The sequence below is a fragment of the Zoogloea sp. GW822-FHT05C07 genome (genome assembly GCF_058800215.1).
On sequence record NZ_CM179510.1, the window covers coordinates 2654106 to 2680297 of the forward strand.

The following is a 26192-nucleotide window of genomic DNA, read 5'->3' on the forward strand; positions in this document are numbered from 1 at the left end:
ATCTCTTTTTGTCATTCAAGATGATTTTTTGTTTTGGAGGAAGGAATGATCCGATGTCACCTGTCCCGGATGATGGGGGAGCGAAAGCTCAAGATTGCTGACGTTGCCCGTGAAACGGGCCTTCATCGCAACACCATTACTTTGCTTTACAACGAGACTGCTAACCGGGTGGACATGGAGACGATCGACCGCCTCTGCGAACTGTTCGCATGTGAGGTGGGAGATCTATTCGAGCGGGTGAAGGAGAATCTGCCTTCGTGAAAAAAGCAGGCACGGAAAGCAGTGATCAATCTGCTGCTTTCCGCGAAATGCCGCTAAACAGTGGGCACGGATGGGGCACACGTTGGGCACGGCGTGGGCACAAAACAAAAATGGGCTAGATCTGTCGATCTAACCCATTGATGTATTGGCGCGCCCGAGACGATTCGAACGTCCGACCCCTGCCTTCGGAGGGCAGTACTCTATCCAGCTGAGCTACGGGCGCCTGTCGGAAACAATGCCGCGCATTTTCATGTGCGGCGCGCAGGATAGCCTGAAACGGCGGCGAAGTCCATGCTTTGCCTGACAGAAGGTGAATAGCCCCGCTATAATCAATGCTTTATTAAATTTGCCAGTAATCGAGGAATTCAGCATGTCGGATCTTGGTCGTTCTGCCCCTGTTCGTTCCTTTGCGCGGATTGCGCTTTCCATCGGTGTTGCTGCGCTTGCTACCCAGCTCGTGGGCTGTGGCAAGAAGGCCGCCGTCGATGAAGAACTGGCTGCCAAGCTGGTTCAGCCGGTTGCCAAGGTTGAGCTGGCCGCCGCGCCGGCCGTTGCGCCCGGCAGCCGCAAGGGTGAGGACATCTTCAAGGCCGTCTGCGCTGCGTGTCACGAGAGTGGTGCCGCTGGTGCGCCGAAGGCTGGCGACAAGGCTGCCTGGGGCCCGCGTATCGCCCAGGGCTACGACACCCTGGTGAAGTCCGCCGCCGCCGGCAAGAACGCCATGCCCCCGCGTGGTGGTGCGGCCGATCTGACCGACGACGAGCTGAAGCGTGCCGTGGCCTTCCTGGCCAACAAGGCGGGCGCCGGCTTCAAGGCTCCGGAATAAGTCTTCCTGGCCGGCTTTTGCTCCACGGGGCAAAAGCCGGCGCGGAAATGGAAAAGGCGCAGACCGTTGTCTGCGCCTTTTCTTTGTGGGTCCCCCGCGCGTGCCGTCAGGCCTTCATCCTGAACCGGAGTTCAGGGGGGCCGCATTCCTTCCGTATCAGGCACGTTCGACGAGGAACGCGCACACCAACGGTTTCTATGGGCAGCGACCCATGTCACGAAGACATTGGTTCAAGGAGTTTTAAGCCTTGACCAACACCGCAGGGGATTTATCAAACCTTTTCGATTGCCCGGATTTTCCGTTCTCAGAACAGGTTTACCTGCTCAGCGAGGGCGGTATCGAGGCGACCGTTTATGTGTTCGATTCTACGCTTGAGCGTCGGGATGTCAAACCCGCCGGCGCGTTGATGTTGCAGAAATTCGTGGCTGATATTCAAGGCCGTCATGACGGCCAGGCGTTCGCCGGACGAATTGGTCTTGGTGGCCAGATCCCGCATCTTGCCATCCAGATAGGCTACAGCGGCCAGCAGGCCGTCTTTTTCTTCCGGCTTGCAGGCGACGCGGTATTCGCGCCCCAGCAGCTTGATATCCAGCTGTTCCATGTCAGGCCTCAGGGATGCGGGCGAGAAGGTCCTCGAGACGGTTGCCGACCTGGCTCAGCTTGGCGTTGAGCTCCTGATTGGCATTTTCGAGGCTGGCGACCCGTTCCCGCAGGCGTTGGTTTTCGGTCCGAGCAGCCGTGCAATGGCTGATCAGTTGTTCGAGTTTCTGTTCGAGTGAAGCGAGTTCGGCGTCCATGCGGCGAATGTTAGAGAGGGGCGAGGACGGGGTCAAGCAAGCGCCGTCGGCGATGACGAACGCAAGGCGCGGGCCGCGGCGCCGTCGCCGAAGCAGGCGGCCAGACGGTCCAGATGCAGGTGTTTTTCCATGCTGTCGGCGAGGCGGTCGAGGTCGGCTTCGCGGCGGGCGGCCAGGTCGATGCGCTCCGCATCGCTGACGCCGGCCCAGGCCAGCAGCGCGGCGAGGGCGTCCGGGTGGTCGAATAGGCCGTGCAGATAGGTGCCGAGGATCTGCCCGTCATCCGACTGCACGCCGTCGGGGCGGCCGTCGGAGAGATGGGCTGCGGGGCGTTCGAGGGCCGCGCCACGGGTGACGCCCATGTGGATCTCGTAGCCACGCACGGTTGGCGCGCCGGGCAGCGCCAGCGTGCCGGATACATTGACCAGCTGCTTCTCGGCTTCCAGCGTGGTTTCCACGTCGAGCAGGCCGAGCCCGGGCAGGCTGGCCGGAGCGCCTTCGAGGCCTTGCGGGTCGTGCAACTGGCGGCCGAGCATCTGGTAGCCGCCGCAGATCGCCACCAGTTTGCCGCGGTAGCGCAGGTGGCGCCGGATCGCCGTCTCCCAGCCCTGGGCGCGCAGCCAGGCCAGGTCGGCCTGCACGGACTTGGAACCGGGCAGCACGATCAGGTCGGCCGGCGGAATGGGCTGGCCGGGGCCGACCCAGCTGAAATCGACCTGCGGGTGCAGGCGCAGGGCGTCCAGGTCGGTGTGGTTGGAGATGCGCGGATAGACCGGCGCGACGACGCGCAGGCGGGCTTCGCCCTTTTCAACGCGGGCGTCGGCCAGCGCGTCCTCGGCGTCGAGGAAGAGGCCGTGCAGGTAGGGCAGCACGCCCAGTACGGGCCGGCCGGTGCGTTGTTCCAGCCAGTCGAGGCCGGACTGCAGCAGGCCGATGTCGCCGCGGAAGCGGTTGATCACGAAGCCCTTCACGCGGGCCTGTTCGCTGGGCGACAGCAGGTCGAGGGTGCCGACCAGGTGGGCGAATACGCCGCCGCGGTCGATGTCGGCGACGAGGATTACCGGGCAGTCCACCTCTTCGGCGAAGCCCATGTTGGCGATGTCCCGGTCGCGCAGGTTAATTTCCGCCGGGCTGCCAGCGCCTTCGACGAGCACCGCCTCGTACTGGTCCGTCAGGCGGCCGTAGCTTTCCAGCACGGCCGCCATCGCTCGCGGCTTGTACTCGTGGTAGTCGCGGGCCGACAGGTTGGCCACCGCGCGGCCGTGGATGATGACCTGGGCGCCGATATCGGTGGAAGGCTTGAGTAGCACCGGGTTCATGTCGGTGTGGGGGTCGAGGCCGGCGGCCACCGCCTGCAGGGCCTGGGCGCGGCCGATCTCGCCGCCATCCACCGTCACCGCCGAGTTGAGGGCCATGTTCTGCGGCTTGAAGGGCACGACCCGCACGCCGCGCCGCCACAACAGGCGGGCGAGGCCGGCGACCAGGGTGCTTTTGCCCGCGTCGGACGTGGTGCCCTGAACCATCAGGGTGCTAGCGTGGCGCATGACTTACAATCTCGGGTGCAGAAAGCTTTCGATTATCCCATGTCCGCTGTATACCTCCTCGTCCTGCTGCCGATTGTCATCCCGATGGCCCTCGGTCTGCTCCTCGATCACCTGCTCGGCGAGCCGCGCCGTTACCACCCGCTGGTCGGCTTCGGCCGCTATGCGTCAGCCGTCGAGCGCCTGTTCCGCCGCATCGGCATCATCAACCGGGCCGTCGGCCTGCTCGCCTGGAGCGTGGCGGTGCTGCCGTGGGTCGCGCTGGCCGGTTCGCTGCGGGAGGGGCATTTCTGGTTCGGCATGCTGCTCGACGTGGTGCTGCTGTACGCGGCGATCGGCGGCCGCAGCTTGGCCGAGCACGCGCGGGCCGTGGCGGCACCTCTTGCGGCCGGCGATCTGGCCGGTGCGCGCGGCCGCCTGTCGTGGATCGTGTCCCGCGATACGTCCGAACTGGATGAGTCCGGCGTGGCCAAGGCCACCGTCGAATCAGTGCTGGAAAACGGCAACGACGCGATCTTCGGCGCGCTGTTCTGGTTCGCGCTGCTGGGTGGGCCGGGGGCGCTGATGTTCCGCCTCGCCAACACGCTGGACGCGATGTGGGGCTACCGCAATGAGCGCTATCTGCGCTTCGGCTGGGCGGCGGCGCGCATCGATGATGTGCTCAATTTCATTCCAGCCCGCCTGACCGCGCTGAGCTACGCGCTGCTCGGTCACACGGCGACCGCGCTGCGTTGCTGGCGCACCCAGGCACCGGCCTGGGACAGTCCCAACGCCGGGCCGGTGATGGCCTCAGGTGCCGGTGCGCTGGACTTGTCCCTCGGCGGCCCGGCGATCTACCACGGCCACCTGGAAAGCCGTCCGTCCCTGGGCGCTGGCCGGCCGGCGGCGGCGGCGGACATCGACAAGGCGCTGGCCCTGGTGCAGAACAGCGTCTGGTTGTGGGTGCTGGGCGTCGCCATCGTCAGCGTGTTCCTCCATGCTTGAACACGGCGGTCGCCTGCGTAGCGCGGCGCAGCATTACGGTATTCCGCTGGGCGATTGGATGGATCTTTCCACCGGCATCAATCCCAGGGCTTACCCGGTGCCCGCGCTGGCGCCGGATGTCTGGCTGCGCTTGCCGGAAGACGACGACGGCCTGGAAGCTGCCGCCGCGGCCTACTACGGCAGCTCGGAGTTGCTGCCAGTGGCGGGTTCCCAGGCCGCCATCCAGGCGTTGCCGGCGTGTTTTCCGCCCGGCCGCGTGATCACGCTGGCGCCGACCTACGCCGAGCACCCTCACGCCTGGCGCGGCCACGCGCTGCGGGCGCTGCCGGCCGAGCAGATCGACGCTGCGGTACGCGATGCCGACACGCTGCTGCTGGTGCAGCCCAACAATCCGGACGGGCAGCGTTTCTCGCGCCGGCAGTTGCTGGTCTGGCAGGAAGACCTGGCCAGCCGCGGCGGGCGCCTGATCGTGGATGAGGCCTTCATCGATGCCGAGCCGGCCGACAGCCTGGTGCCGCTGGCCGGGCGCCCCGGCCTGGTAGTGCTGCGTTCGGTGGGCAAGTTCTTCGGCCTGGCCGGGGCGCGGGTCGGCTTCGTGTTTGCCGAGGCCGCGCTGCGTGCGCGACTGGCCGAGCGGCTCGGGCCGTGGGCGGTGTCCGGCCCGGCGCGGGCGGTGACCGCCGCGGCGCTGGCCGACCGGGCCTGGCAGCACGCGGCGCAGGAGCGTCTGGTGGCCGACAGCCGGCGGCTCGGAGCCCTGCTGGATCGCCATGGCCTCTGCGGCGGGGCCAGCACGGCGCTGTTCCAGTGGCGGCCGAGCGCTGCCGCAAGCGGCATCCATGCCCGCCTCGCGGGGCAGGGCATCCTGACCCGCCTGTTCGACACGCCGTCCGGGCTGCGCTTCGGCCTGCCGGGCAACGAGAGCGAGTGGTCGCGCCTGGCCGCGGCGCTCGCCCGACTGTAACGACCTCCACTGAAAGACCTCTCCATGAGTCGGTTTCTTCTCGCCTTGCTGCTCGTGTCCGGTTTCGCCCGGGCGTCCATCGACGTCACCGACGACCAGGGCCAGGCTCTCCATCTCGCGCAGCCGGCCAGGCGCATCGTCAGTCTCGCGCCCCATGTGACCGAACTGCTGTTCGCCGCCGGCGCGGGCGACCGGGTGGTCGGTGCGGTGCAGTACAGCGACTATCCGGAGGCGGCGCGCAAGGTCGTGCGGGTTGGCAGCTACACCGCGCCGGATATGGAGAAGGTCGCGTCCCTCAAGCCCGACCTGGTGATCGCCTGGAAGAGCGGCAACCGGGAAGCTCAGCTGGACAAGCTCAAGGCCCTCGGCGTGCCGGTCTTCATCAACGAGCCGCGGCGCATCGAGGACGTGGCCCGCAGCCTGTCCCAGTTCGGACGGCTGGCCGGCACCGCTGCCGCGGCCGACGCGGCCGCGCAGGCCTTCCGCAACCGCCATGCGGCGCTGGAGGCCCGCTATGCAGGGCGTCCGAAGGTACGGACCTTCTACGAGATCTGGAACCGCCCGCTGATGACCATCAACGGCGAACACCTCATTTCCGACGTGATCCGCCTGTGCGGCGGCGACAACGTGTTCACCAAGCTGCCGATGCTGGCACCGACCATCGACGTGGAAGCGGTGCTGGCTGCCGCACCGGATGTCATCGTCGCCAGCGGCATGGGCGAGAGCCGGCCGGAATGGCTGGACGACTGGCGCAAGTGGACCAAGCTGCCGGCGGTGGCCAAGGGCAACCTGTTCTTCATCCCGCCGGACCTGATCCAGCGCCACACGCCGCGCATCCTCGACGGTGCCGAGCGCCTGTGCGGCCAGCTCGAAGAAGCGCGGGCCAAGCGATGAAGGGCCGCGTCCTGCTCGGCCTGGCGCTGGCGGCGGCGCTGCGGGTGGCCGCGGCCGGCCCGTTCCCCGGCGAGGTCGTCACGCAGATCGGCCAGGTGGCCGCCGTTCCCGCGGATGAGCGCAAAGTGCCGGGCTATGCCGGCGCATGGCGCCAGGCCGCTGCCCAGTCCAAGGTCATCGAACGTATCGAGGCGCTGGAAAGCCGGCGCGCCAAGGCCTGCAGCAACCTGATCGTCATCGATACGGTACAGGCCGCGCCGGATCTCATCGAAACCCGGCCTCGTCGCGTGCACCACGCCCTGGAACGCTGGTCCGTGCAGGCCTGCGGCGCGCTGCGCCATTACGACGTGTGGTACAGCTTCGAAGCCAGCAGCTCCCAGCTGAAGGTCAGCGAGAGCAGTGCCACCGACTTTCAGGCCGAGCTCGATCCGCCGCTGCGCCGCCTGCAGGAGCTGGCCGCCGCGCGCAGCGCGGAAGAATCTGCCGGCACGCTGCGCTGGCTCAACCTGCCGCTGCCGTCGGACAGCGTGCCGTCCGCCAACAGCGCCGGTGCGCGGGGCTGGCTGGCGGATTTCGTGCCCCTCGGCGACAGCCCGCGGGAATGGACCCAGCTGATCGGCGTGCAGGGCCTGCCGCGGGTAAACAGTCCGGGCCAGGCGCGGGCACTGCTCGAAGGCATGCAGCAGGCCCGCCAGGTTCGCTGCGGTGTGCCGGCCGGTTCGGTGGAAAGTCTGCCCCGCGACGGCGACGGGGCCAGCGGCGAAACCGTGCAGACCTACCTGGTGTGCCCCCAGGTGCCGGATACCAACTACGCCGAAATGGCGGTCGTGAAGGCCATCGAGGGGCCGGACTACGTGTATGTGGTCCAGCGCGCCTGGCGCCTGCCGGCGGGTGACGCCGAGCGGCTGAAGGCCGACAGCGAAAACCCCCGGGAGGCGGCGGAGGCCTTCCTAGCTCAGGTCCATCTGTGCAACCCGGCCGGCGACCGTCAGCGGTGCCCGGCGCCTTATCCCCGATAACGCAAAGCCCATGTCCCGTCTGCCCCAACGCATCGTCTGCCTGTCCACCGAGACTGTCGAAGTGCTCTACCTGCTCGGCGAGGAGGCGCGCATCGCCGGCATCTCCGGCTTCACCACCCATCCGCCGCGGGCGCGCAAGGAGAAGCCCAAGGTCAGCGGCTTCAGCAGCGCCAAGATCGAACGCATCCTGGCCGTCGAGCCGGACCTGGTGCTGGCTTTTTCCGACCTGCAGGGCGATATCGCGCGGGATCTTGTGAAGGCCGGCGTGGCAGTGCATGTGTTCAACCACCGCAGCGTGGACGGCATCCTGGCGATGGTGGAGACCGTCGGCCGGCTGGTGGGTGCCGAGCAGAAGGCGCTGGCCCTGGTGGCCGAGCTGGAAGCGACCATCGCCGATGTGCGGGCCCGCGGCGAGGCTCGCGCAGCACGCCTGGGGCGCAGGCCGAAGGTCTATTTCGAGGAGTGGAACGAGCCGCTGATTACCGGCATCCGCTGGGTGTCCGAGATGATCGGCATCGCCGGCGGCGAAGACTGCTTCGGCGAGCTGTCCGTGCATCCCAACGCCAAGCAGCGCATCCTCGCCGATGCGGCGCTGGTCATCCCGCGGGTGCCGGAGGTGATCATCGGCTCCTGGTGCGGCAAGCACTTCCAGCCCGGCCACGTCACCTCGCGCGAGGGCTGGGACGTGCTGCCGGCGGTGCGCGACGGGCGGGTCTTCGAGATCAAGTCGGCGATCCTGCTGGCGCCGGGGCCGGCGGCGATCCGCGAGGGCCTGCCGGCAATTGCCGCGTGCCTGGACCGGGTGGCGGAGGGCTGAACGCCCTTCCGTAAGGTGTCAGCGGCGGATGCCGACCACCTTCTGGTACAGCCCGCCGAAACGGGTTTCCTTGCGCCACTCGAAGTCGGCGCATTCGGGCACCAGTGTTTCGATGGAGTCGGCCAGCAGGGAGTTGGCGAAGGGCTCCAGATAGCGGAACACCAGCGCCATGATCGGCCCCATCGGGTGCCACCAGCGGGGCTGGTGGTAGTCCACGAAGACGATCTTGCCGCCCGGCTCGACCGCCGCCAGCAGGTTGGCGACGATGCGCCGGCGTGCATGGTGCGGGACTTCGTGGAGCAGGAAGAAGCAACAGGCGGCGTCGAAGGTGGCACCCACCGGCTCGGTGAGATCGGCCACCTGGGCGTGGGCCTGGGGCCACGGCGCGAGCTTGCGCCGGGTGTTGGCGATCTGGATCGGCGCCACGTCGAGCACCGTGAGCTGCCCTGCGTCGCCAAGCCGGCGGGCCAGGCGCGGCGAGAAATCACCATACACCGCCGCCGCCTGCAGCACCCGCTGGCCGGGGTTGAATTCCCGCACCGCGCTGTCCATCAGACGGCTGGCGTTGCCCCACAGGATTGCGGACACCACGACCGGCCGGTCCAGCCAGGGCACGGTGCGGTGGTCGAGATAGGCCCAGGTGTAGGTTTCGCGGAGATAGTCGGGCAGCTCGCTGGCCGCCGCCGCTGGGGAAGGATCGCGCATGGCTGGGTATCGTTGGCTGTCGTTGTTCGGCGGGTTGTAATGGGTGGCCCGGCGCAAAGCCGCACCACGCTTGCTTTCTGGGGCCATGATACGGCGGGTGAGAGAATTAGTGCCCCTTGCGATGTGATTTTTTCCATGCGGACAGGCTGATGACCGCATCCTTTACCGACATTGATCTGCCATGCGCTTCCCTCATCCGCTACTAGAAGGCCGCCTGCTGCGGCGTTATCAGCGTTTCCTGGCCGACGTGGAAACGCCAGCTGGATTGGTGACCGCCCACTGTCCCAACACCGGCTCGATGCTCGGTTGCAAGGCGCCGGGCAGCCGGGTGTGGCTGTCGCCGGCGGACAATCCGGCGCGCAAGCTCCAATGGACGTGGGAGCTGGTGGACGTGGCGCCGGGCTGCGTGGTCGGTGTGCATACCGGACGCAGCAATGCCCTGGTGCGAGAGGCGATCGAGGCCGGTACGCTGCCCGAACTGGCCGGCTACCGGACGATCCGCCCGGAGGTGAAGTACGGCGAGGGCAGCCGCATCGATCTGCTGCTGCAGGGGGACGGCCGGCCCGACTGCTACGTGGAGGTCAAGAACGTCACCGCCGCGGTGGAGGGGCGCGTCGGTTTCTTTCCGGATGCGGTGACGACCCGCGGCGCCAAGCACCTGCGCGAGATGAGTGCGATGGTGGCGGCCGGCCATCGGGCGGCGCTGGTTTACTGCGTGCAGCGCGGCGACGTGGACGAGGTGCGGCCGGCGGACCACATCGATCCGGCCTACGGGCAGGCGCTCCGCGACGCGCTGGCCCAGGGGGTCGAGGTGTTCGCGCTGGGGGCCGAGGTCACGCCGGAAGGCATCGTGCTCGACCGGCGGCTGGCGGTCGTCGTACTGGGCTGACGCCTGTCCGATTGTTTCAGCCTATTGCGGATAACCACAATAGGGCCGTCCACAATGGGGGAGGACACAATTTCGGGGCTTCGGTGGGGGATCTATTGTTCGTCTCATAGTCCTATATAACACCGGAGATTAACCGTCATGAAGAAGCCGTTCTACAAGGTTCTGTACGTGCAGGTGCTGTTCGCCATCGCCTGCGGCGTGCTGCTGGGATATTTCGAGCCCAAGCTGGGGGTCGATCTGAAACCCCTTGGCGACGGCTTCATCAAGCTCGTCAAGATGATCATCGCTCCGGTGATCTTCTGTACCGTGGTGCACGGCATCGCCGGCATGCAGGACATGAAGAAGGTCGGCCGGGTCGGCGGCAAGGCGCTGCTGTACTTCGAGATCGTGTCCACCTTTGCGCTGATGATCGGCCTGGTGGTCGCCAACGTCGCCAAGCCGGGCGCCGGCTTCAACGCCGACGTGACGACGCTGGACACAAAGGCCATCGCCGACTTCACCGCCAAGGCCCATGCCCAGAGCACGGTGGAGTTTATCCTCAACATCATCCCGAGCACCTTCGTCGATGCCTTCGCCAAGGGCGACATCCTGCAGGTGCTGCTGCTGGCCATCCTGTTCGGCTTCTCGCTGGCCGCGATGGGTGAGAAGGGCAAGCCGGTGTTCCAGTTCGTCGAGCAGATCTCCCACGTGATGTTCGGCATCGTCAATACCGTGATGAAGCTCGCTCCGTTGGGCGCCTTCGGTGCGATGGCCTTCACGATCGGCAAGTACGGCGTGGGCTCCCTGATCCCGATGGCCAAGCTGATGGGTTCGTTTTACCTCACCTGCATCCTGTTCATCTTCATCGTGCTGGGCACCATCGCCCGCTACACCGGCTTCAACATCTTCAAGTTCGTCAAGTACATCCGCGAGGAACTGCTGATCGTGCTGGGTACTTCGTCCTCCGAGTCCGCCCTGCCCAAGCTGATGCAGAAGCTCGAGAAGATGGGCTGCGCCCGCTCCGTGGTCGGCTTGGTGGTGCCCACCGGCTACTCCTTCAACCTGGACGGCACCAACATCTACATGACGATGGCGGCCCTGTTTATCGCGCAGGCCACCAATACCGAGCTGACCCTGTCCCAGGAACTCTCCATCCTGGTGGTGGCGATGCTGACCTCCAAGGGCGCCAGCGGCATCACCGGTGCCGGCTTCATCACCCTGGCTTCCACGCTGGCGGTGGTGCCGACGATCCCGGTGGCCGGCATGGCGTTGATCCTCGGCATCGACCGCTTCATGAGCGAAGCCCGTGCGCTGACCAACATCATCGGCAACGCCGTCGCCACCGTGGTGGTGTCCCGTTCCGAGAACGAGCTGGACATGGATCGGATGAACAAGGCCCTGAACGGTGTGCTCGACGAGGATTCGAACGGCGAGAAGCCGCTGGCCGCAGCTGCCTGATCCAGTCGTCTTCTCCATCAAAAAGCCAACCCCGCGGGGTTGGCTTTTTTGCGTCCATCGGGGGGGCGGGATTCGCCCCTGCCGTCCAAGCGGGCTCAGAAGTGGTACTCGACGCGCACCATCGGCGTTTTGGCGAAGGCGCCGTCCCCGGCGGCCTTGGTGTGGTCGTTGCCGAACTTGTTGCGCCAGTACTGGTATTCCAAGCCGGCCTTGAAGGTGTTTTTGGCGGCGCCGATGTGCGGGCTGACGTCGTACATGACCTGCATGTCGATGTTGGTTTCCGGCTTGGTGCCGTCGCCGAACTCGTTCTGCCCCTTGCTGGCGATGAAGTTGGCGAAGCCTTCGAAGGACAGCGGAACCGGGCCGAGGTTGAAGGGGATGCCCCAGGCGGCCGTCAGCATCGGGTGCACGTCGTAGCTGTAGCGGTCGGTCTGGGTGTTGGAGAACTTGCTGTAGGGCGCGTTGCTTTCCCACAGGTAGAGCAGGCTCACGTTGAGGAAGCCGGGGACGTCCATCATCAGCGTCGGGCCAGCGACGAGCATGCGCTTGCGGGAGTTGTAACCGGCGTCGTTCTTGTCATTCACGTCGAAGCCGCCGGTCAGGCCGAGGCCGCGCACCGGGCCGAACTTGAAGTCCTGGCCGGTGATCTTGCCCAAATCCAGGGTGTGCCGATAGACGATGTAGATTTCCTGGGCGCCGGACTTCGAGCCGGGGCCGACCGGATCCTTGCTGTCGGACAGGAGGAGGTCCACGTTCAGGAAGTTGGTGCCGTACTTGTAGCCGCTGGCGTGGGTCAGGTTGACGATGCTCTTGTTGATGCTGTTGCTCTCGTATGGCTCGGCGAACTTGGTGCCGTAGCGGTAGCCGATGGAGGTGTCACTCCATTCGGCGGCGGTAGCCGTGCCGGCACAGGCTGCAAGGAGGGATGCGGCGAGGATCGTCTTCTGCGAGAACTTCATGGTGGCTCCTGATTGGTCGATTCGAGGGATCTGTAGGTGGTCCGCGTGGCTAGGCACGGCGACGCCTTGGAGCCGAATCTAGCAGGAGCCCGCTATGGGCATGGCGATATCCATCATCACCAAAAGGATATAGTTGATGGTGTATATCCATTTGAAAATAAAGAATCTTTCCCGTTGTTTATATGGTTTTTGCATGCACTCTGCGAGTGCGTGGAATAGCGTTTTGCACCATGCGGGGGCGTATTCTGGCGGCTTTTTCGGGGAGATTGCGGCCTGAATCCGGGGCGATTCCGCCGTGAGGATTTAAAGACATACAAATCAACGGCTTGGAAATTGGCATGGAGATTGCGGAAAGAGGGCGAGATGCACCATTCGACGTACTCGTCCAATCATTTCCGGAGTTTCTGCCCATGCCGCACCGTTTCCGCGCATCCCGTCGCCTGCTTCTGTCCGCCGGGTTTGCCGCCCTCGCCGCACCCCTGCTACCCGCCCCCGCATTCGCCGAGGAGCCGGTGAAGATCAAGTTCACCCTCGACTGGCGCTTCGAGGGGCCGGCGGCGCCTTTCCTGCTCGCCAAGAGCAAGGGCTACTTCGCCGCCGAAGGGCTAGACGTGACCATCGACGCCGGCAACGGCTCGGCCGGCGCGGTGACCCGCGTGGCGACCGGCGCCTACGAGATGGGCTTTGCCGACTTCAACGCGCTGGTGGAATACGACGCCAAGACGCCGGGCTCCAAGATCCAGGCGGTGTACATGGTGTACAACGCCACGCCGGCGGCGGTGTTCGCGCTGAAGAAGAGCGGCATCGCCAAGCCCGCCGACCTGGCCGGCAAGACCCTCGCCGCGCCGATCTTCGACGCCGGCCGCAAGGCCTGGCCGGCCTTCGCCAAGTCCAACAAGCTGGGCGTGGACGCCGTGAAGTGGCAGTCGGTGGATCCGGCGATCCGCGAGACGCTGCTAGCCCGCGGCGACGTGGACGGCATCACCGGTTTCTACTTCACCAGCCTGCTCAACCTGGAAGCTCGCGGCGTGAAGCCGGCCGACATCGTCGCGCTGCGCTACCCGGACCACGGTGTCGAGCTGTATGGCAACGCGATCATCGCCAGCCCGAAGCTGATTGCCGACAAGCCGAAGGCCATCGAGGGCTTCCTGCGCGCCTTCAACAAGGCGCTGAAGGAGACCATCGCCAGGCCGGAAGCGGCGGTGCCGGCGGTAAAGGAGCGCGACCCGCTGATCGACACGGGCCTCGAAACGCGCCGCCTGAAGCTGGCCATCGAGTCGAGCATCGTCACACCGGAAGTGAAGCAGATCGGCCTCGGCGCGGTGACGCCGGACCGCCTCAAGCGCTCGATGGCGGAGACCGCCGAAGCCTACGCGCTGCCCAAGGTGCCGTCGGCCGCCGAGCTGTTCAACGCCGCCTTCCTGCCCGCCAAGGCCGACCGCAGCCTGTAGGCCTGCCCCTCCTTCCGAAAAGACCCATGTCCTTCGTCAAATTCGAGAACGTCGATCTCGCCTACGCGCCGGGTGGCGCGCTGGCCATCGAGGACGTCAGCCTGGACGTGCGCGAGGGCGAGTTCGTCGCCGTCGTCGGTCCGTCCGGCTGCGGCAAATCCACCCTCATGAAGCTCATCTCCGGCCTGCGCATGCCGTCCGGCGGCTATGTCTATGTGGACGGCCGCCAGGTCGGCGGGCCGCTGAAGATTGTCGGCATGGCCTTCCAGAACGCCAACCTGCTGCCCTGGCGCACGACCCTCGATAACGTGATGCTGCCGCTGGAAATCGTCGAGCCCTACCGGTCCACGCTGAAGAAGGAGCGCCCGCGCTACGAGGCCGAGGCGCGCCAGCTGCTCGCCAAGGTCGGCCTGGCTGGCTTCGAGGACAAGTTCCCGTGGGAGCTGTCCGGCGGCATGCAGCAGCGGGCGTCGATCTGCCGCGCGCTGATCCACCAGCCGCGCCTGCTGATGCTCGACGAGCCCTTCGGCGCGCTGGATGCCTTCACCCGCGAAGAGCTGTGGTGCATGTTGCGCGACCTGTGGCAGCTGCAGCCCTTCACGGTGATCCTCGTCACCCACGACCTGCGCGAGGCGGTCTTTCTTGCCGACACCGTCTATGTGATGAGCAAGCGGCCGGGCCGCGTGCTGGTGCGCCGGGAGATCGACCTGCCGCGCCCGCGCGACCTGGACGTGACCTACACCGATGCCTTCGCCGGCTACGTCCATGAACTGCGCGAGCACATCGGCCGCGTGCGCGCATCCTGAAAGGACAGCCATGAAACCCAATCTCGTCAAGGCTGCCCCGTGGCTGGTGGTGGCCGGCATGTTCCTGCTGTGGGAGCTGATCTGCATCGGCTTCGACGTGCCCGAATTCCTGCTGCCGGCACCCAGCGCGGTGTGGCATGTGGGCGTCGAGCAGTTCGAGCCGATCATGATGCACGCCACCCAGACCTTCCTCACCACGCTGGCCGGCTTCGCCATCGCCGTGCTGGTGGGCCTCCTGATCGGCATGGCGGTGGGCTCGTCGCCAGTGCTCTACCGGGCCATGTATCCGCTGCTGGTCGGCTTCAACTCGATCCCCAAGGTGGCCTTTGTGCCGGTGCTGGTGGTGTGGTTCGGCATCGGCACGGTGCCTGCCATCCTAACCGCCTTCCTGATTTCCTTCTTCCCGGTGGTGGTCAACGTGGCCACGGGCCTCGCCACGCTGGAGCCGGAGCTGGAGGACGTGCTGCGTTCGCTGGGTGCCTCACGCCTCGACATCCTCGCCAAGGTCGGCTTGCCGCGCGCCATGCCGTACTTCTTCGCGTCCCTGAAGGTGGCGATCACCTTGGCCTTCGTCGGCTCGGTGATCGCCGAGACGGTGGCGTCCAACCTGGGCATCGGCTACCTGATGATGTCGGCCAGTTCGTCGATGAACATGCCCCTGGTGTTTGCCGGGCTGATCGTCATCGGCGTGATGGGCGTCGTGATGTACGAGCTGTTCGCCTTCGTCGAGAAGCGCATGACGAGCTGGGCCCACCGCAACCCGAACGGCGCGGCGTGACGCTGGCGCCGCTCAGGCCTCGGCCCGGGCGAGCGCCACCATCAGCGACTGGCCGATGTCCCGGTGGTTGCGGATTTCCTCGGTGATCTGCGTGACCACCGCGACGCGCTCGCGGGCGCTGTCCTGGATCGCCCGCATCGCCGCTTCGGCCTCGGCGGTGGCGTCCCGTCCGGCGCTCACCGCGGTGCTGGCGCTGAGGACCGACGTGGACGCCTGTGACGAGGTGTGCTGCAGCTCTGTCGCGATGGCGCCGATGCGGTCGCTGGCGGCCTTGGCCTGCTCGGCCAGCTTGCGCACTTCGTCGGCCACCACGGCGAAGCCGCGGCCTGCGTCGCCGGCCCGCGCCGCTTCGATCGCTGCATTGAGGGCCAGCAGGTTGGTCTGGTCCGAGATCTGGGTGATCAGTGCGACGATGGCGGGAATCTGGCCGGACTGGACGGCGAGGGTGTCCAGGTCGGCCTGCACCCTGGCGAGGCAGTCGCCGGCCCGCTCGATGTCCGTCTTGGCGCTGCCCATGTGATTCCGCCCGGCCGCCACCCGCGCCCCGCTGGCTTCGGCGAGGCGGTTGGCGTTGGCCATGTCGGCCAGCGCCTGCTCCACCGACATGCCCAGCTCGGCGGCTAGGCGTGCGGCATCGGCGATGGAGGCGAAGACGGCGGTGCTGCGGGGATCGCTTTCCGTGGTGCTTGTGCCCGCCTGCAGGGCTTGGCGTGCTGCCTCCAGCTCCTGGCGCAAGGCCTGGTTGGTGGTCTGCGCTGCCGCCAGCTCGTCGTGCAGGCGCGGCAGCAATTGGCGATGGATGCCCCGCCTTTCGGAGCGGTGACCCAGGCCGGCCACCAGCGCGCACAGCGCGGCGAGCACGGCGCAGGCGCTCTGCGCAACGCCGTTCGGCAACACGGCCGCCGCGCCGGCGAGGAGGACGGCGGACAGGCAGATCAGGGTGTTCTTGTCGAAGGTCTGGGCGTTCGGCATGGCGGGTGTCTCGTCGGGCAGGGTGGGCTTCGATGTCAGGGCAAAAAAAGACCCGCTTCCGCGGGTCGAAATCCCGATTCAGCTTTTCTGGACGATCGACGCGCACGCGGATGTCAGAAACGGGAGGGAGAGGCGCTGAACCGGGGACAGAGGCGAACATCAGGCAACGTGAGGTGAGGATGCCCGCCGGTCGAGCATCTGGTCACATTCACGCCATCCGCTGCTTAATGAGCAGAAAGGGTGCCAGCGCGGGGAGTGGATGCCGGGAAAAAGCGCCCGATCCAGTCCGGACGCGGGATGCGCGGCATGGGGACGCTTACAGGCCGTGGCAGGGCTGCTTGGCCTGGGATTGGATGTTCATCAAATGATCTAATCGATAAATAAAATATCGGTATCAGTGCATCACTTGATGCATCGGAAGTGTGCCGCCGGCGACGGTCTGCCGATGTCGGGGTGAAGCGTGGGTGTTCAGGCCGGTGTGGCGAGTTTCTCAAGGAGTAGCGGCTTGACCTGGGCCAGCCAGGTATCGAGGCGCTCGTTGGTGAACATGCCCTGGGTGCGCTCGTCGATGACCAGGCCGACGAAGCGCCCGTCCTGCACTGCCGCGGAATGCGCAAAGGTGTAGCCCTCGGTGCTCCAGTCGCCGACGATCTCCGCGCCGAAGCCCTTGAAGACATCGTGGAGGCGCAGCAGGGAGCTGGCGAAGCGGTCGGAATAGCGTTCCTGGGCGCCCAGGCCGAAGAAGGCGATGCGCTTGCCGCTGAAATCCGGCGTGCCGCTTTTCGCCAGGAACTCTTCCCAGTTCGGCTCCAGGCAGCCGGCGCTCTTGCCGGGAATCTCGCCGACGCCGTAGCTCGGCGTACCGAGGATCAAGGCGTCGTACTGGAGCATTTCCGCCATCTCGATGCGGTTCACATTGACGGGCTTGCTGGCGATTTCGTCGCCGAGCTTCTTGTGGATTTTCTTGGCGATGAGCCGGGTGGTGCCGGTTTCGGTGCCGAAAAAGATGCCGATGGTTTTCATGATGGATTGTCGTGAACGCGACTCGTATTTGAGGGATCACGGCTTCCAAGCAGAATTCATACCCTCCGGCCCCGGCGGTTTTCCGGTACCTGTTGACCTTCGCGCCGGCTCCGCTATAATCCGCCTCCTTCTGCGCACCCGTTCCGGCAGCTGCATTCACGGAGCCGGGTCATGCATGGATGCCTTGGTGGTGAAATTGGTAGACACGCTATCTTGAGGGGGTAGTGTCGCAAGACGTGCGAGTTCGAGTCTCGCCCAAGGCACCAATAGCTGTTCCGCAGTATTCCGAATCAGGCCGGTAAGCCCAGAGAAATCAAGGGTTCCGGCCTTTTTTGCGTCTACCGTGCGCCGATCTGTCGGCGCAGCACGCAGGCTATTTCTCCAGACTCTCCAGAAAGCGCTGCCGCGCGGCTTCCAGTTCGGCGCGGCCGAAGTCGTCGGTCAGGCGCAGGCAGGTGCCGTAGAAGGCGTCAAAGGCCTGGCGCACGGTGTCGGCGTCCACGCTGGGGCTGATGGTGGGCGCGGCGGGAGGCGGAACGCCGTCCACGGGCTTCAGCACCGCGTAGCGCGGGATCATGCGCTGGCCGCCGCTCTCGGCGCTGGCGGTCATCGGGCCGGTCTTGGTGTAGATCTTTCCTTCGAACTCGAAGCGGGCGCCGATCGGGAGATTGGACAGTTTCATGGGCGGGACGGCGGCAAAAGCCGTGATTGTAGACCGTTGGCGGGACGGGGAGCCGGTGGCGGGCGAGTGGACGATTCCTCTGTCATTCAGGTGATTTCGCACCTTTTCCGGTAAATCCTAATGGAATAATCCGGGCTGCTTTTGGTTTGGCCTGATGTTCCCCGTAAACCTTCGAAAAGGAAAAGCCCTTGAACATGTCCAGAATGGCTCCGCGCCGTCGTTCCGCTGCCCGGCTTGCCGCCGTTGCCCTCATGCTGGGCGCGGCAAGTGCGTCAGCGCAGGCCGCAGTGGTCAAGATCGATGCCAGTCAGAGTTCGGTGACCTACACGTCCAGCATGCCTCCGATCTGCGATCCGTCCGGCAACTGCTCGCTGCCGCCGGCGCCGCAGACCTTTATGCTGTCGGGAAGCTTCGATGTGAAGAAGGAGACGATTTCGGTCCCCGTCTGGTTCGATCCATCATCGTTCTTCGATGTCACCCTGATCCGTTTCGAATCTGCGCTCATTGATTCCGGCGGCGCAGCGGCACTCGGTTTTCTGTTCCCGACATTCACCGGCATCGTGACTGGCAACAGTTTTACGGGGAGTAACAACCCCTGCTCCTTGCCCTTCGGCAGTTGCAGCGGGGGCGCTATGTTCAGCGAAACCTACGCCGGCACCTTCGATGATCAAACCTTCTTCCTGAGCGGTGTGTCGCCGCTGGGTTTCTCTGATTCCTTCACCTATCAGATCGTCGCCACGGCGGTGGCTCCGGCCGCTACGGTGCCCGAGCCCGGCACGCTGGCTTGCGTCGCCGTTGCGGGTGCCGGCTGGGCGGCATCCCGGCGGCGCCGGGGCCGTCGCGACATTCAGTAATCCAGCTGCTCAGTAACCCAGCGCCCGGTCGATGAAGTGCTTGGGCACCCGCGGCCGGGGTACCTTGCCGTCGAACCAGCTGCGCACGTCCTGGTCCAGCCCGATGCCGTGCATGTAGTTGTAGAGGGCCTTGTTCAGCGCGACGCCGAGGGCGTCGTGGTCCACGCCGGTGGGGTCGATGAAGCCAACGTCGTTCTTGGCGAAGCTGATCGGCGGCAGAGGCTTGAGCTTGACGCCGTATTCGTCGGGGTTCTGGCCGACCGGCGAGTGCACGGTGCACACGAAGCGGTGGAAGAAGCCGGACTGGATGCAGCCGGCGTCGAACAGCTGGCGCACGTATTCCAGCGCATCCACGGTGTCCTGCACGGTCTGCGTCGGGAAGCCGTACATCAGGTAGGCGTGCACCAGGATGCCGGCGTCGCTGAAGCCCTTGGTGACGCGGGCCACCTGGTCCACCGAGACGCCCTTCTTCATCAGCTTGAGGAGGCGGTCGGACGCCACTTCCAGGCCGCCGGAGATGGCGATGCAGCCGCTGTCGGCGAGCTGCTGGCACAACTCGGGGGTGAAGGACTTCTCGAAGCGGATGTTGCCCCACCAGGAGATCGAGCGCTGGCGTCGCGCCAGTTCGTCGGCGAGGGCCTTCAGCATCTTCGGCGGGGCGGCCTCGTCCACGAAGTGGAAGCCGGTCTGGCCGGTTTCGGCGACCACTGCCTCGATGCGGTCCACCAGGATCTCGGCGCTGGCGGCGTCATAGCGGCCAATGTAGTCGAGGCTCACGTCGCAGAAGCTGCACTTCTTCCAGTAGCAGCCGTGGGCTACGGTGAGCTTGTTCCAGCGTCCGTCCGACCACAGGCGGTGCATCGGGTTGAGCATGTCGAGGATGGACAGGTAGCCGCCCAGCGGCAGGCCGTCCCAGGTCGGCGTGCCGACTTCGGCGAAGGGGATGTCCGCTTCGGCCAGGTTGATGTAGCGCACCTGGCCGTCTTCGCGCAGGTAGGTGCGCACCAGGCGCGATGCACCGCGCTTGCCGTCCAGGTGTTCGAGCAGGGCCAGCAGCGGGCGCTCGCCGTCGTCCAGCGTGAGGTAGTCGAAGTAGTCGAAGACGCGCGGCTCGGTCAGCTCGCGCAGCTCGGTGTTCACGAAGCCGCCGCCGAGCACGGTGACGATGTGCGGGTGGGCGGACTTGATGGTCTGGGCGATGCGGAAGGCCGCATACACGGAGCCGGGGAAGGGCACCGACAGCAGCACGACGCGCGGCTGGTGGCGGGCCACGGTGTCCAGCGTGAGCTGCTTGAGGGTCTCGTCCACCAGTGTCGGCGGCGCGGCGAGGGCCTTGGCCAGCGGCTCGAAGCTCGGCTGGGCCATGGCCAGGGATTCGGCGTAGCGCACGAATTCGAAGCGCGGATCGGCGGCTTCGCGCAGCACGTCGGCCAGGTCGTTGAGGTATAGCGTCGCCAAGTGGCGGGCCTTGTCCTGCACGCCCAGTGCACCGAAGGCCCAGGCCAGCGGATCGCCGCCGTCCGGGTCGTAATACACGTCGAGGGACGAAAAGCGCGGCCCTTCGGGCAGGAAGGCGCGGCTGGCGATGCGGTGGGCGAGGGTCGGGTCGCGACCCTGCAGAAAGCCAAGCGCCGGGCCGACGGTGGCACGGTAGCGTTCGAAGGCGCCGTCGAAGGTGTGCAGCGTCGCCGAGCGTTTTTTCTCCGGCAGCGCGCGGACCTTGTCGCGCAGCGCATCGAGGCCGGCGGCGGAGAACAGTTCCAGCACCAGCTTCAGGGCCAGGTCGTCCTGTACCGCGTCCACGCCGCGGCTGCGCAGGAAGCCGGTCAGGTAGGCGGTGGACGGGTAGGGCGTGTTGAGCTGCGTCATCGGCGGGATGAGCGACAGCACGCGGGGGCCGGGGCTTGCGGTCATGGCGGCGGCCGGGCCGGGGGCCCGGAAGGTGGTGCGATCGAGGCCCGGAATGATATCAGTCCGTCGCCACCCGGTTCCGCCCGGCTTCCTTGGCCGCGTAAAGGGCCTTGTCGGCCCGGTCGATGAGGCGCTGGTAGTCCGGGTGGCCGTCGCTGCCGGCCAGGCCGATGCTCATCGTGACGCGGATCGCTTCGCCGCCGGCCAGGAAGACGTCGCTGTCGCCGATGCGCTGGCGGATCTTCTCGGCGACGGAGACCGCCCGCGGGAGGTCGATCTCGGCCAGCACGGCGAGGAATTCCTCGCCGCCGTAGCGGAACACGAAGTCGCCAGCCCGCAGTTGGCTGACGATCAGCCCGGCGACCTGCTGCAGCACCCGGTCGCCGGCGTCGTGGCCGTGCTCGTCGTTGATGCGCTTGAAGTGGTCGATGTCCATCATCAGCACGCAGAAGGTGCACTCGTACTTGCGGGCCAGGCTGATCTCGCGGCGCAGGATGGATGGAAGGAAGCGCCGGTTGAACAGGTGGGTCAGCACGTCACGGCCGATCTCCAGCTCCATGATGTGGTCGAACATGTTGCGCAGCAGGTACTTCAGTTCCTCGATCTCCACCAGCACCGCACGGGTCAGCGCACGGCGATCGTCGCCGTCCTGGGCGGCGTTCCGCTCACCGCTCAGGCGCGGGAACAGGGAACGGTCGATGCGCTCCACACAGGCTTCGATCAGCGGCAGCTCGCGGGTGTCTTCGAAGAGCAGCGGCGCCTTGTGATGCAGCCACAATCCGAATTCCGAGTCCTGCAGGCTGGGCATATCGTGGAAAGGCGCGCCGGAGGCCAGCAGGCGATACACGCGGGCCTCCCACTCGAGGATTGCGACGGATTGCTTTTCCCGCTCCAGGGCCAGATTGCGGCCGGCCTCGTGCATCTTGTAGGCCTCGTCGGTGCGGGCGCTGCGTTCGGCGGACAGGATGAAGGCCGCACTCATCTCCTCGAAGGCGATGTCGGTCAGGTGGTCCACGTACAGTACCGCATGGACCAGGGCTTCCCGGTCGAGGTCGGTGGCGATCAGGCGGGCGTTGATGGCCTGCTTGAGGAAGCGGAAGCCCCGCGCCACCAGTTGCACCGGGATCTGCGCGCGGGCATGCACCTCGCCCACGTGGCGCTGCAGGGCGAGGGCTGCGACGAGTTCCTCCACGCTGCGGTGGCACAGCAGCATTTCCATCCAGCGCTGCAGGCCTGGCTTGAGGTGGGCTTCGACGGCCTGCACCGACAGGAACTGGGCCGCGGCGGGGTCGTCGATCATCTGCTCGTAGAAGCGGCCGGCCAGTTCGGCCTTGTCCCGCTGGATGATGCCGGTGACCGCCGCACGGATCGCGTCCGACGAGGTCTCGGCCAGGCGCTGCCAGGTTTCGGCTGCCAGACGAGGGGTGTGGGGCATGCGTACGCTCCCTGTCCTTTATTGTTTTTGGGACTCGACGATAAGCGCAGGCGAAGGATGACGCAAGGGAGTTTTACCCGTTGGGAATGAAGTCAGTCTGCCGCGATCAGCCCGCGCGGCGCCGGTAGGCGAGGCCGGCGGCAATCGTCAGCAGGCCGCAGGCGACCAGTGTCGGGCGCACGCCGAAGGCATGGGCGAGGCTGCCGACGCTGAAGCTGCCGAGCGGCGCGATACCCAGGAAGGCCATCGTGAACAGGGCCATCACGCGGCCGCGGAAGTCGTTGTCCACCTGGGTCTGGATCAGCGTGTTGCTGCCGGCCACGGTGACGATGATCACCAGGCCGAGGGCGACCAGCACCGGCATCGCCATCCAGAGGCCGGGGGACAGCGCGAACAGGGCCACCGCCGCGCCCGTCGCCGGGGCGGCAATGCCGACCAAGCGGGCCAGCCCGTCGGTGCCCTGGCGCCCGGCCAGGTACAGGCTGCCGATCAGCGAGCCGCCGCCGGCGCAGCCGACCAGCAGGCCGAACAGGCGTGCGTCGCCGCCGAAGATCTCCTTCGCGAACAGCGGCATCAGCACCACGTAGGGCGCGGCGAGGAAGCTGGTGGTGGCGACGATCAGCAGCGACGAGCGGATGCCGGGATGCCCGGCCGCGTAGCTGAGGCCCTCGCGCAGGGCCTGCAGCGGCGGTGCCGAGGGTCGCCCCTTGCCGTCGGCGGGCAGGCGGATCGCCAGCAGGGCCAGCAGCACCGCCAGGTAGGAAGCGGCATTGAGCAGGAAGCACACCGCCTCGCCGACCAGTGCGACGACGAAGCCGGCCAGCGTCGGGCCGACGAAGCGGGCCACGTTCATCAGGAAGGAGTTCAGCGCGATGGCGTTGGGCAGGTCGCCCTTGTCGTCCACCAGGTGCACTGCGATGGCCTGGCGGGTCGGCACGTCCAGCGCGTTGATGCAGCCGAGTCCGAAGGCCAGCGCGATCAGGTGCCCGGTGGTCGCCTCGCCGCGCCAGGCCAGCGCCGCCAGCAGCAGCGCCTGCACCATCGACAGGGCCTGGGTGGTGATGAGCAGGCGGCGCTTGTCGAAGCGGTCGGTGACCACGCCGCCCATGGCGCCGAAGACCAGGATCGGGATCTGGCTAGCGAAGCCGACCGTGCCGAGCACGAGGGCCGAACCGGACAGCCGGTAGGCCAGCCACACCATGGCGATCTGCTGCATCCAGGTGCCGGCCAGGGAGACCAGCTGGCCGGCGAAGTAGATGCGGTAGTTGCGGGATTCGAGGGCGCGGAGGAAGGCGGGCATGGGCAGGCTGGGAAGTCGGAGGGCCGCGGGGAGCCTGCCATTCTACCGTTTGCCCGATGCGGGGCGAGGCCCCTGGGCGGGCTCAGGTGCGGCGGGTGAAAGCGGATTCGCCGAGCACGTGGGTGGCCACCACGCAGCGCTCGTCGCCGAGGATCATCAGTGCGAACAGGCGTTCGGCCAGCGTGCGGGTGCTGTCCATGCGCCAGGCGAGTTCCGGCGTGGCGGCCCAGTCGAGGACGACGAAATCCGCCTCGCGGCCGGGCTGGAAGCTGCCGATGTGTTCGTCCAGGTAGAGGGCGCGGGCGCCGCCGAGGGTGGCGAGGTACCAGCCGCGCATGCCGGACAGCGGCGCGGCGTGGATCTGGCTGGCCTCGTAGGCCTGGCCGAGCGTGCGGATCAGGCTGAAGCCGGTGCCGCCGCCCACGTCGCTGGCGAGGCCAACGCGCAGGCCCGCGGCGGTGCTGGCCGCGTAGTCGAAGGCGCCGCTGCCGAGGAAGAAGTTGGAGGTCGGGCAGAAGGCCGCGGCGGCGCCGGTGGCGGCCATCTCGCGGCGCTCGGCCGGCGAAAGGTGGATGCAGTGGCCGTAAATGCTGCGCGGGCCGAGCAGGCCGTAATGGGCGTAGACGTCCAGGTAGCTGCTGCGCTCGGGGAAGAGCTCACGCACCCAGGCGATCTCGGCCGGGTTCTCGGCCAGGTGGGTCTGCAGGTGCAGGTCCGGGTGGGCTGCGAAGAGTTCGCCGACGGCGTGCAGCTGTTCCGGCGTGGAGGTTGGCGCGAAGCGCGGCGTGAGGGTGTAGCGCAGGCGCTCGCGGCCGTGCCAGCGTTCGATCAGGGCCTGGCTGTCGGCGCGGCCGGAGACCGCGTCGTCGCGCAGCTCGTCCGGGCAGTTGCGGTCCATCAGCACCTTGCCGCACAGCATGCGCAGCTTGCGCGCCGCGGCGGCCTCGAAGAAGGCGTCCACCGAATGGGCATGCACCGTGGCGAACACCGACGCGGTGGTGGTGCCGTGGGCGAGCAGGCGCTCCACGACGAACTCGGCCGTACGCTCGGCCACGCCGTAGTCGGCGAAGCGGGCCTCGGCGGGGAAGGTGTAGTCGTTGAGCCAGTCCAGCAGCTGGCGGCCGAAGGAGCCGATCACCCCCGCCTGCGGGTAGTGGATGTGAGTGTCCACCAGGCCCGGCAGCACCAGGCGGTCACGGTGGTCGTGGAAGAGGGCGGCGCGGCGCACGTCGGGCGGCATGTTGGCGTTGATCGCCGACCACGGCCCGGCGGCGTGGATGCGGCCGTCCACGATCCACAGCGCACCGTCGTCGAAGAACTCCCAGGCGCTCGGGTCGTCGCCGGGGCCGGGGTCGGCCAGGTAGTGGAGGATCTGGCCGCGCACGAGCACGTGCGCCTGGGCGGGGGTGGGCTGGTGCTGGGTCACGAGGCCTCCGCGAGTTGTCGGGCTAGGCGGTTATGGTGAGCGAGTATGCCCGGCAGGTCTACCGTCTGCAGCTTGCCGTCCTCGACGACCCATTTGCCGTTGATGAGGCTCAGGTCCACCGCGTCCGGGGCGCAGAACACCAGCGCCGCCACCGGGTCGTGCACGGCGCCGCCGGCCAGGCGCAGGGTGTCGCTGCGGAAGGCGATCAGGTCGGCGCTCATGCCCGGTGCCAGCGCGCCGATGTCGTCGCGGCCGAGCACCTTGGCGCCGCCGAGGGTCGCCAGCTCCAGCGCCTGGCGGGCGTTCATGGCTGCCGGGCCGTGGCCGACCCGCGCCAGCAGCATGGCCTGGCGGGCCTCGCCGAGCAGGTCGGCGCCGTCGTTGGAGGCCGAGCCGTCCACCCCCAGCCCGACCGCCACGCCGGCCGCCTGCATTGCCGGGACCGGCGCGATGCCCGAGGCCAGGCGCATGTTGGAGCACGGGCAGTGGGCTACGCCGGTGCCGGTGCGGGCGAACAGCGCGATGCCGGCCGCGTCGAGCTTTACGCAGTGGGCGTGCCACACGTCGGGGCCGACCCAGCCCAGGCTCTCGGCGTACTCGGCCGGCGTCATGCCGAAGCGCTCGCGGCTGTAGGCCACGTCGTTGTCGTTCTCGGCCAGGTGGGTGTGCATTGACACCCCGTAGCTGCGCGCCAGCGCGGCGGATTCACGCATCAGGTCGGTGCTCACCGAGAACGGCGAGCAGGGCGCCACCGCGATCCGCAGCATCGCGTGGCGGGCCGGGTCGTGCCAGGTCTCGATGAGGCGGCGGCTGTCGGTGAGGATCGCCGCTTCGTCTTCCACCAGCGCGTCCGGCGGCAGCCCGCCCTTGGAGCGGCCGACGCTCATGCTGCCGCGGCAGGCGTGAAAGCGCATGCCGATCAACGTCGCCGCCTCGATGCTGTCGTCCAGCCGGCTGCCGTTGGGATAGAGGTAGAGGTGATCCGACGAAGTGGTGCAGCCGGACAGGATCAGCTCGGCCATTGCGGTGAGGGTGGACACCCGGATCATCTCCGGCGTCAGCCCGGCCCACATCGGGTAGAGCGTCTGCAGCCAGCCGAACAACTCCGCGTCCTGCGCGCCAGGCACCGCGCGGGTCAGGCTCTGGTACATGTGGTGGTGGGTGTTCACCAGGCCGGGCAGCACGATGCGGCCGGAGAGATTGCGCACCTCGTCGGCGTGGGCGGGTAGTTCCGTGCTCGGGCCGACGGCTTCGATGATGCCGTCACGGATGAACACCGCGCCGTCGCGGATCTCGCGGCGGGTGGCGTCCATTGTGATGAGGGTGTCGGCGTGGTGGAGGAGGAGGGTTTTGCTCATTTTTTTGCGCTGTCGGGGCGTTCTGTTAGGGCTGATTAACAGCTTTCCGTTTTATGGGCTTACGTTGGCCGGGACTCGCCCCGGCGGGCGACCTTTTTTCTTG

General features: G+C 66.9%; 26 protein-coding genes, 2 tRNA genes and 1 other RNA gene. 14 read left to right on the forward strand and 15 right to left on the reverse strand.

All coding sequences use genetic code 11. From position 1 onward, the window contains the following. Nucleotides 1-45: 45 nt before the first annotated feature. Nucleotides 46-261, forward strand: coding sequence for a helix-turn-helix domain-containing protein (locus AC3QL2_RS12500; protein ID WP_493230686.1), 216 nt, complete (start codon nt 46-48; stop codon nt 259-261). Nucleotides 262-407: 146 nt separating this feature from the next. Here the strand turns inward: AC3QL2_RS12500 and AC3QL2_RS12505 are convergent. Continuing rightward, a tRNA-Arg gene (locus tag AC3QL2_RS12505) sits at nt 408-484 on the reverse strand. A 147-nt stretch (nt 485-631) separates the two neighbouring features. On the opposite strand from AC3QL2_RS12505, the gene AC3QL2_RS12510 reads away from it, so the two are divergent. Continuing rightward, nucleotides 632-1087 carry a c-type cytochrome gene (locus AC3QL2_RS12510; protein WP_493230688.1) on the forward strand — a complete coding sequence of 152 codons (456 nt, stop codon included), beginning with the start codon at nt 632-634 and terminating at the stop codon, nt 1085-1087. 87 nt (nt 1088-1174) lie between these two features. Here AC3QL2_RS12510 and ssrS read toward each other — a convergent pair. The 4 genes from ssrS to AC3QL2_RS12530 all read right to left on the reverse strand — a co-directional run bounded on the left by ssrS (nt 1175) and on the right by AC3QL2_RS12530 (nt 3428). Next, a non-coding RNA gene (gene ssrS / locus AC3QL2_RS12515) (6S RNA) lies at nt 1175-1356 on the reverse strand. Nucleotides 1357-1391: 35 nt separating this feature from the next. Then, nucleotides 1392-1688, reverse strand: coding sequence for a cell division protein ZapA (locus tag AC3QL2_RS12520; protein WP_493230689.1), 297 nt, complete (start codon nt 1686-1688; stop codon nt 1392-1394). Nucleotide 1689: 1 nt separating this feature from the next. Beyond that, nucleotides 1690-1884, reverse strand: coding sequence for a coiled-coil domain-containing protein (locus AC3QL2_RS12525; RefSeq protein WP_493230690.1), 195 nt, complete (start codon nt 1882-1884; stop codon nt 1690-1692). Between the two features lie 32 nt (nt 1885-1916). Then, nucleotides 1917-3428 carry a cobyric acid synthase gene (locus tag AC3QL2_RS12530; RefSeq protein ID WP_493230691.1) on the reverse strand — a complete coding sequence of 504 codons (1512 nt, stop codon included), beginning with the start codon at nt 3426-3428 and terminating at the stop codon, nt 1917-1919. A 39-nt stretch (nt 3429-3467) separates the two neighbouring features. Here AC3QL2_RS12530 and cbiB point away from each other — a divergent pair, with 39 nt between their 5' ends. Genes cbiB through AC3QL2_RS12555 form a run of 5 tightly spaced genes read left to right on the forward strand, consistent with a single transcriptional unit; the run spans nt 3468 to nt 8103 of the window. Further along, on the forward strand, nt 3468-4409 hold the full coding sequence (gene cbiB / locus AC3QL2_RS12535) for an adenosylcobinamide-phosphate synthase CbiB (protein WP_493230692.1): 942 nt from the start codon (nt 3468-3470) through the stop codon (nt 4407-4409). Continuing rightward, nucleotides 4402-5373, forward strand: coding sequence for a threonine-phosphate decarboxylase CobD (gene cobD, locus AC3QL2_RS12540; RefSeq protein WP_493230694.1), 972 nt, complete (start codon nt 4402-4404; stop codon nt 5371-5373). Before cbiB ends, cobD begins: the two co-directional genes overlap by 8 nt. A gap of 24 nt (nt 5374-5397) precedes the next feature. Beyond that, nucleotides 5398-6267, forward strand: coding sequence for a cobalamin-binding protein (locus tag AC3QL2_RS12545; RefSeq protein WP_493230695.1), 870 nt, complete (start codon nt 5398-5400; stop codon nt 6265-6267). After that, nucleotides 6264-7286, forward strand: a complete 1023-nt coding sequence (locus tag AC3QL2_RS12550; protein ID WP_493230696.1) for a hypothetical protein — start codon at nt 6264-6266, stop codon at nt 7284-7286. Before AC3QL2_RS12545 ends, AC3QL2_RS12550 begins: the two co-directional genes overlap by 4 nt. A gap of 10 nt (nt 7287-7296) precedes the next feature. Beyond that, nucleotides 7297-8103, forward strand: coding sequence for an ABC transporter substrate-binding protein (locus AC3QL2_RS12555; protein ID WP_493230697.1), 807 nt, complete (start codon nt 7297-7299; stop codon nt 8101-8103). 18 nt (nt 8104-8121) lie between these two features. Here AC3QL2_RS12555 and rquA read toward each other — a convergent pair whose 3' ends face one another. Continuing rightward, nucleotides 8122-8808, reverse strand: a complete 687-nt coding sequence (gene rquA / locus AC3QL2_RS12560) for a rhodoquinone biosynthesis methyltransferase RquA (RefSeq protein WP_493230698.1) — start codon at nt 8806-8808, stop codon at nt 8122-8124. 181 nt (nt 8809-8989) lie between these two features. Here rquA and sfsA point away from each other — a divergent pair, with 181 nt between their 5' ends. Continuing rightward, nucleotides 8990-9697 carry a DNA/RNA nuclease SfsA gene (sfsA, locus tag AC3QL2_RS12565; protein ID WP_493230699.1) on the forward strand — a complete coding sequence of 236 codons (708 nt, stop codon included), beginning with the start codon at nt 8990-8992 and terminating at the stop codon, nt 9695-9697. Between the two features lie 138 nt (nt 9698-9835). Continuing rightward, on the forward strand, nt 9836-11134 hold the full coding sequence (locus AC3QL2_RS12570) for a dicarboxylate/amino acid:cation symporter (protein ID WP_493230700.1): 1299 nt from the start codon (nt 9836-9838) through the stop codon (nt 11132-11134). Between the two features lie 95 nt (nt 11135-11229). On the opposite strand, the gene AC3QL2_RS12575 is transcribed toward AC3QL2_RS12570, so the two are convergent. Beyond that, entirely contained in the window at nt 11230-12093 is an 864-nt protein-coding gene (locus tag AC3QL2_RS12575) for a hypothetical protein (protein ID WP_493230701.1), read from the reverse strand. Between the two features lie 410 nt (nt 12094-12503). Between AC3QL2_RS12575 and AC3QL2_RS12580 the strand changes: the two genes are divergently transcribed. The 3 genes from AC3QL2_RS12580 to AC3QL2_RS12590 are packed head-to-tail and all read left to right on the forward strand — an operon-like array spanning nt 12504 to nt 15128. Next, nucleotides 12504-13544 carry an ABC transporter substrate-binding protein gene (locus tag AC3QL2_RS12580; protein ID WP_493230702.1) on the forward strand — a complete coding sequence of 347 codons (1041 nt, stop codon included), beginning with the start codon at nt 12504-12506 and terminating at the stop codon, nt 13542-13544. Nucleotides 13545-13570: 26 nt separating this feature from the next. After that, nucleotides 13571-14350, forward strand: a complete 780-nt coding sequence (locus AC3QL2_RS12585; RefSeq protein WP_493230704.1) for an ABC transporter ATP-binding protein — start codon at nt 13571-13573, stop codon at nt 14348-14350. Between the two features lie 10 nt (nt 14351-14360). After that, nucleotides 14361-15128, forward strand: a complete 768-nt coding sequence (locus AC3QL2_RS12590; protein WP_493230705.1) for an ABC transporter permease — start codon at nt 14361-14363, stop codon at nt 15126-15128. Nucleotides 15129-15140: 12 nt separating this feature from the next. Here the strand turns inward: AC3QL2_RS12590 and AC3QL2_RS12595 are convergent, their stop codons facing one another. Further along, nucleotides 15141-16100, reverse strand: a complete 960-nt coding sequence (locus AC3QL2_RS12595; RefSeq protein ID WP_493230706.1) for a methyl-accepting chemotaxis protein — start codon at nt 16098-16100, stop codon at nt 15141-15143. 468 nt (nt 16101-16568) lie between these two features. Then, complete coding sequence (locus AC3QL2_RS12600; protein WP_493230708.1) at nt 16569-17123, reverse strand: flavodoxin; 555 nt, start codon at nt 17121-17123, stop codon at nt 16569-16571. A gap of 181 nt (nt 17124-17304) precedes the next feature. Between AC3QL2_RS12600 and AC3QL2_RS12605 the strand changes: the two genes are divergently transcribed. Further along, nucleotides 17305-17389 (forward strand) — tRNA-Leu (locus AC3QL2_RS12605). Nucleotides 17390-17496: 107 nt separating this feature from the next. Here the strand turns inward: AC3QL2_RS12605 and AC3QL2_RS12610 are convergent. Continuing rightward, entirely contained in the window at nt 17497-17805 is a 309-nt protein-coding gene (locus AC3QL2_RS12610) for a hypothetical protein (protein ID WP_493230710.1), read from the reverse strand. A 194-nt stretch (nt 17806-17999) separates the two neighbouring features. Between AC3QL2_RS12610 and AC3QL2_RS12615 the strand changes: the two genes are divergently transcribed. Continuing rightward, nucleotides 18000-18659, forward strand: a complete 660-nt coding sequence (locus AC3QL2_RS12615) for a PEP-CTERM sorting domain-containing protein (RefSeq protein ID WP_493231599.1) — start codon at nt 18000-18002, stop codon at nt 18657-18659. 9 nt (nt 18660-18668) lie between these two features. Here the strand turns inward: AC3QL2_RS12615 and AC3QL2_RS12620 are convergent, their stop codons facing one another. The 5 genes from AC3QL2_RS12620 to AC3QL2_RS12640 all read right to left on the reverse strand — a co-directional run bounded on the left by AC3QL2_RS12620 (nt 18669) and on the right by AC3QL2_RS12640 (nt 26089). Beyond that, nucleotides 18669-20573 carry a B12-binding domain-containing radical SAM protein gene (locus tag AC3QL2_RS12620; RefSeq protein WP_493230711.1) on the reverse strand — a complete coding sequence of 635 codons (1905 nt, stop codon included), beginning with the start codon at nt 20571-20573 and terminating at the stop codon, nt 18669-18671. Between the two features lie 55 nt (nt 20574-20628). Beyond that, nucleotides 20629-22005: a GGDEF domain-containing protein gene (locus AC3QL2_RS12625; protein WP_493230713.1), complete on the reverse strand. Its 1377-nt coding sequence runs from the start codon at nt 22003-22005 to the stop codon at nt 20629-20631. Nucleotides 22006-22111: 106 nt separating this feature from the next. Beyond that, on the reverse strand, nt 22112-23305 hold the full coding sequence (locus tag AC3QL2_RS12630) for an MFS transporter (protein ID WP_493230714.1): 1194 nt from the start codon (nt 23303-23305) through the stop codon (nt 22112-22114). An 82-nt stretch (nt 23306-23387) separates the two neighbouring features. Then, a complete protein-coding gene (gene guaD / locus AC3QL2_RS12635; RefSeq protein ID WP_493230715.1) occupies nt 23388-24731 on the reverse strand; it encodes a guanine deaminase in 1344 nt (447 codons plus the stop codon). Continuing rightward, a complete protein-coding gene (locus tag AC3QL2_RS12640) occupies nt 24728-26089 on the reverse strand; it encodes an 8-oxoguanine deaminase (protein WP_493230716.1) in 1362 nt (453 codons plus the stop codon). The genes guaD and AC3QL2_RS12640 overlap by 4 nt, the downstream gene beginning before the upstream one ends. Nucleotides 26090-26192: the final 103 nt, after the last annotated feature.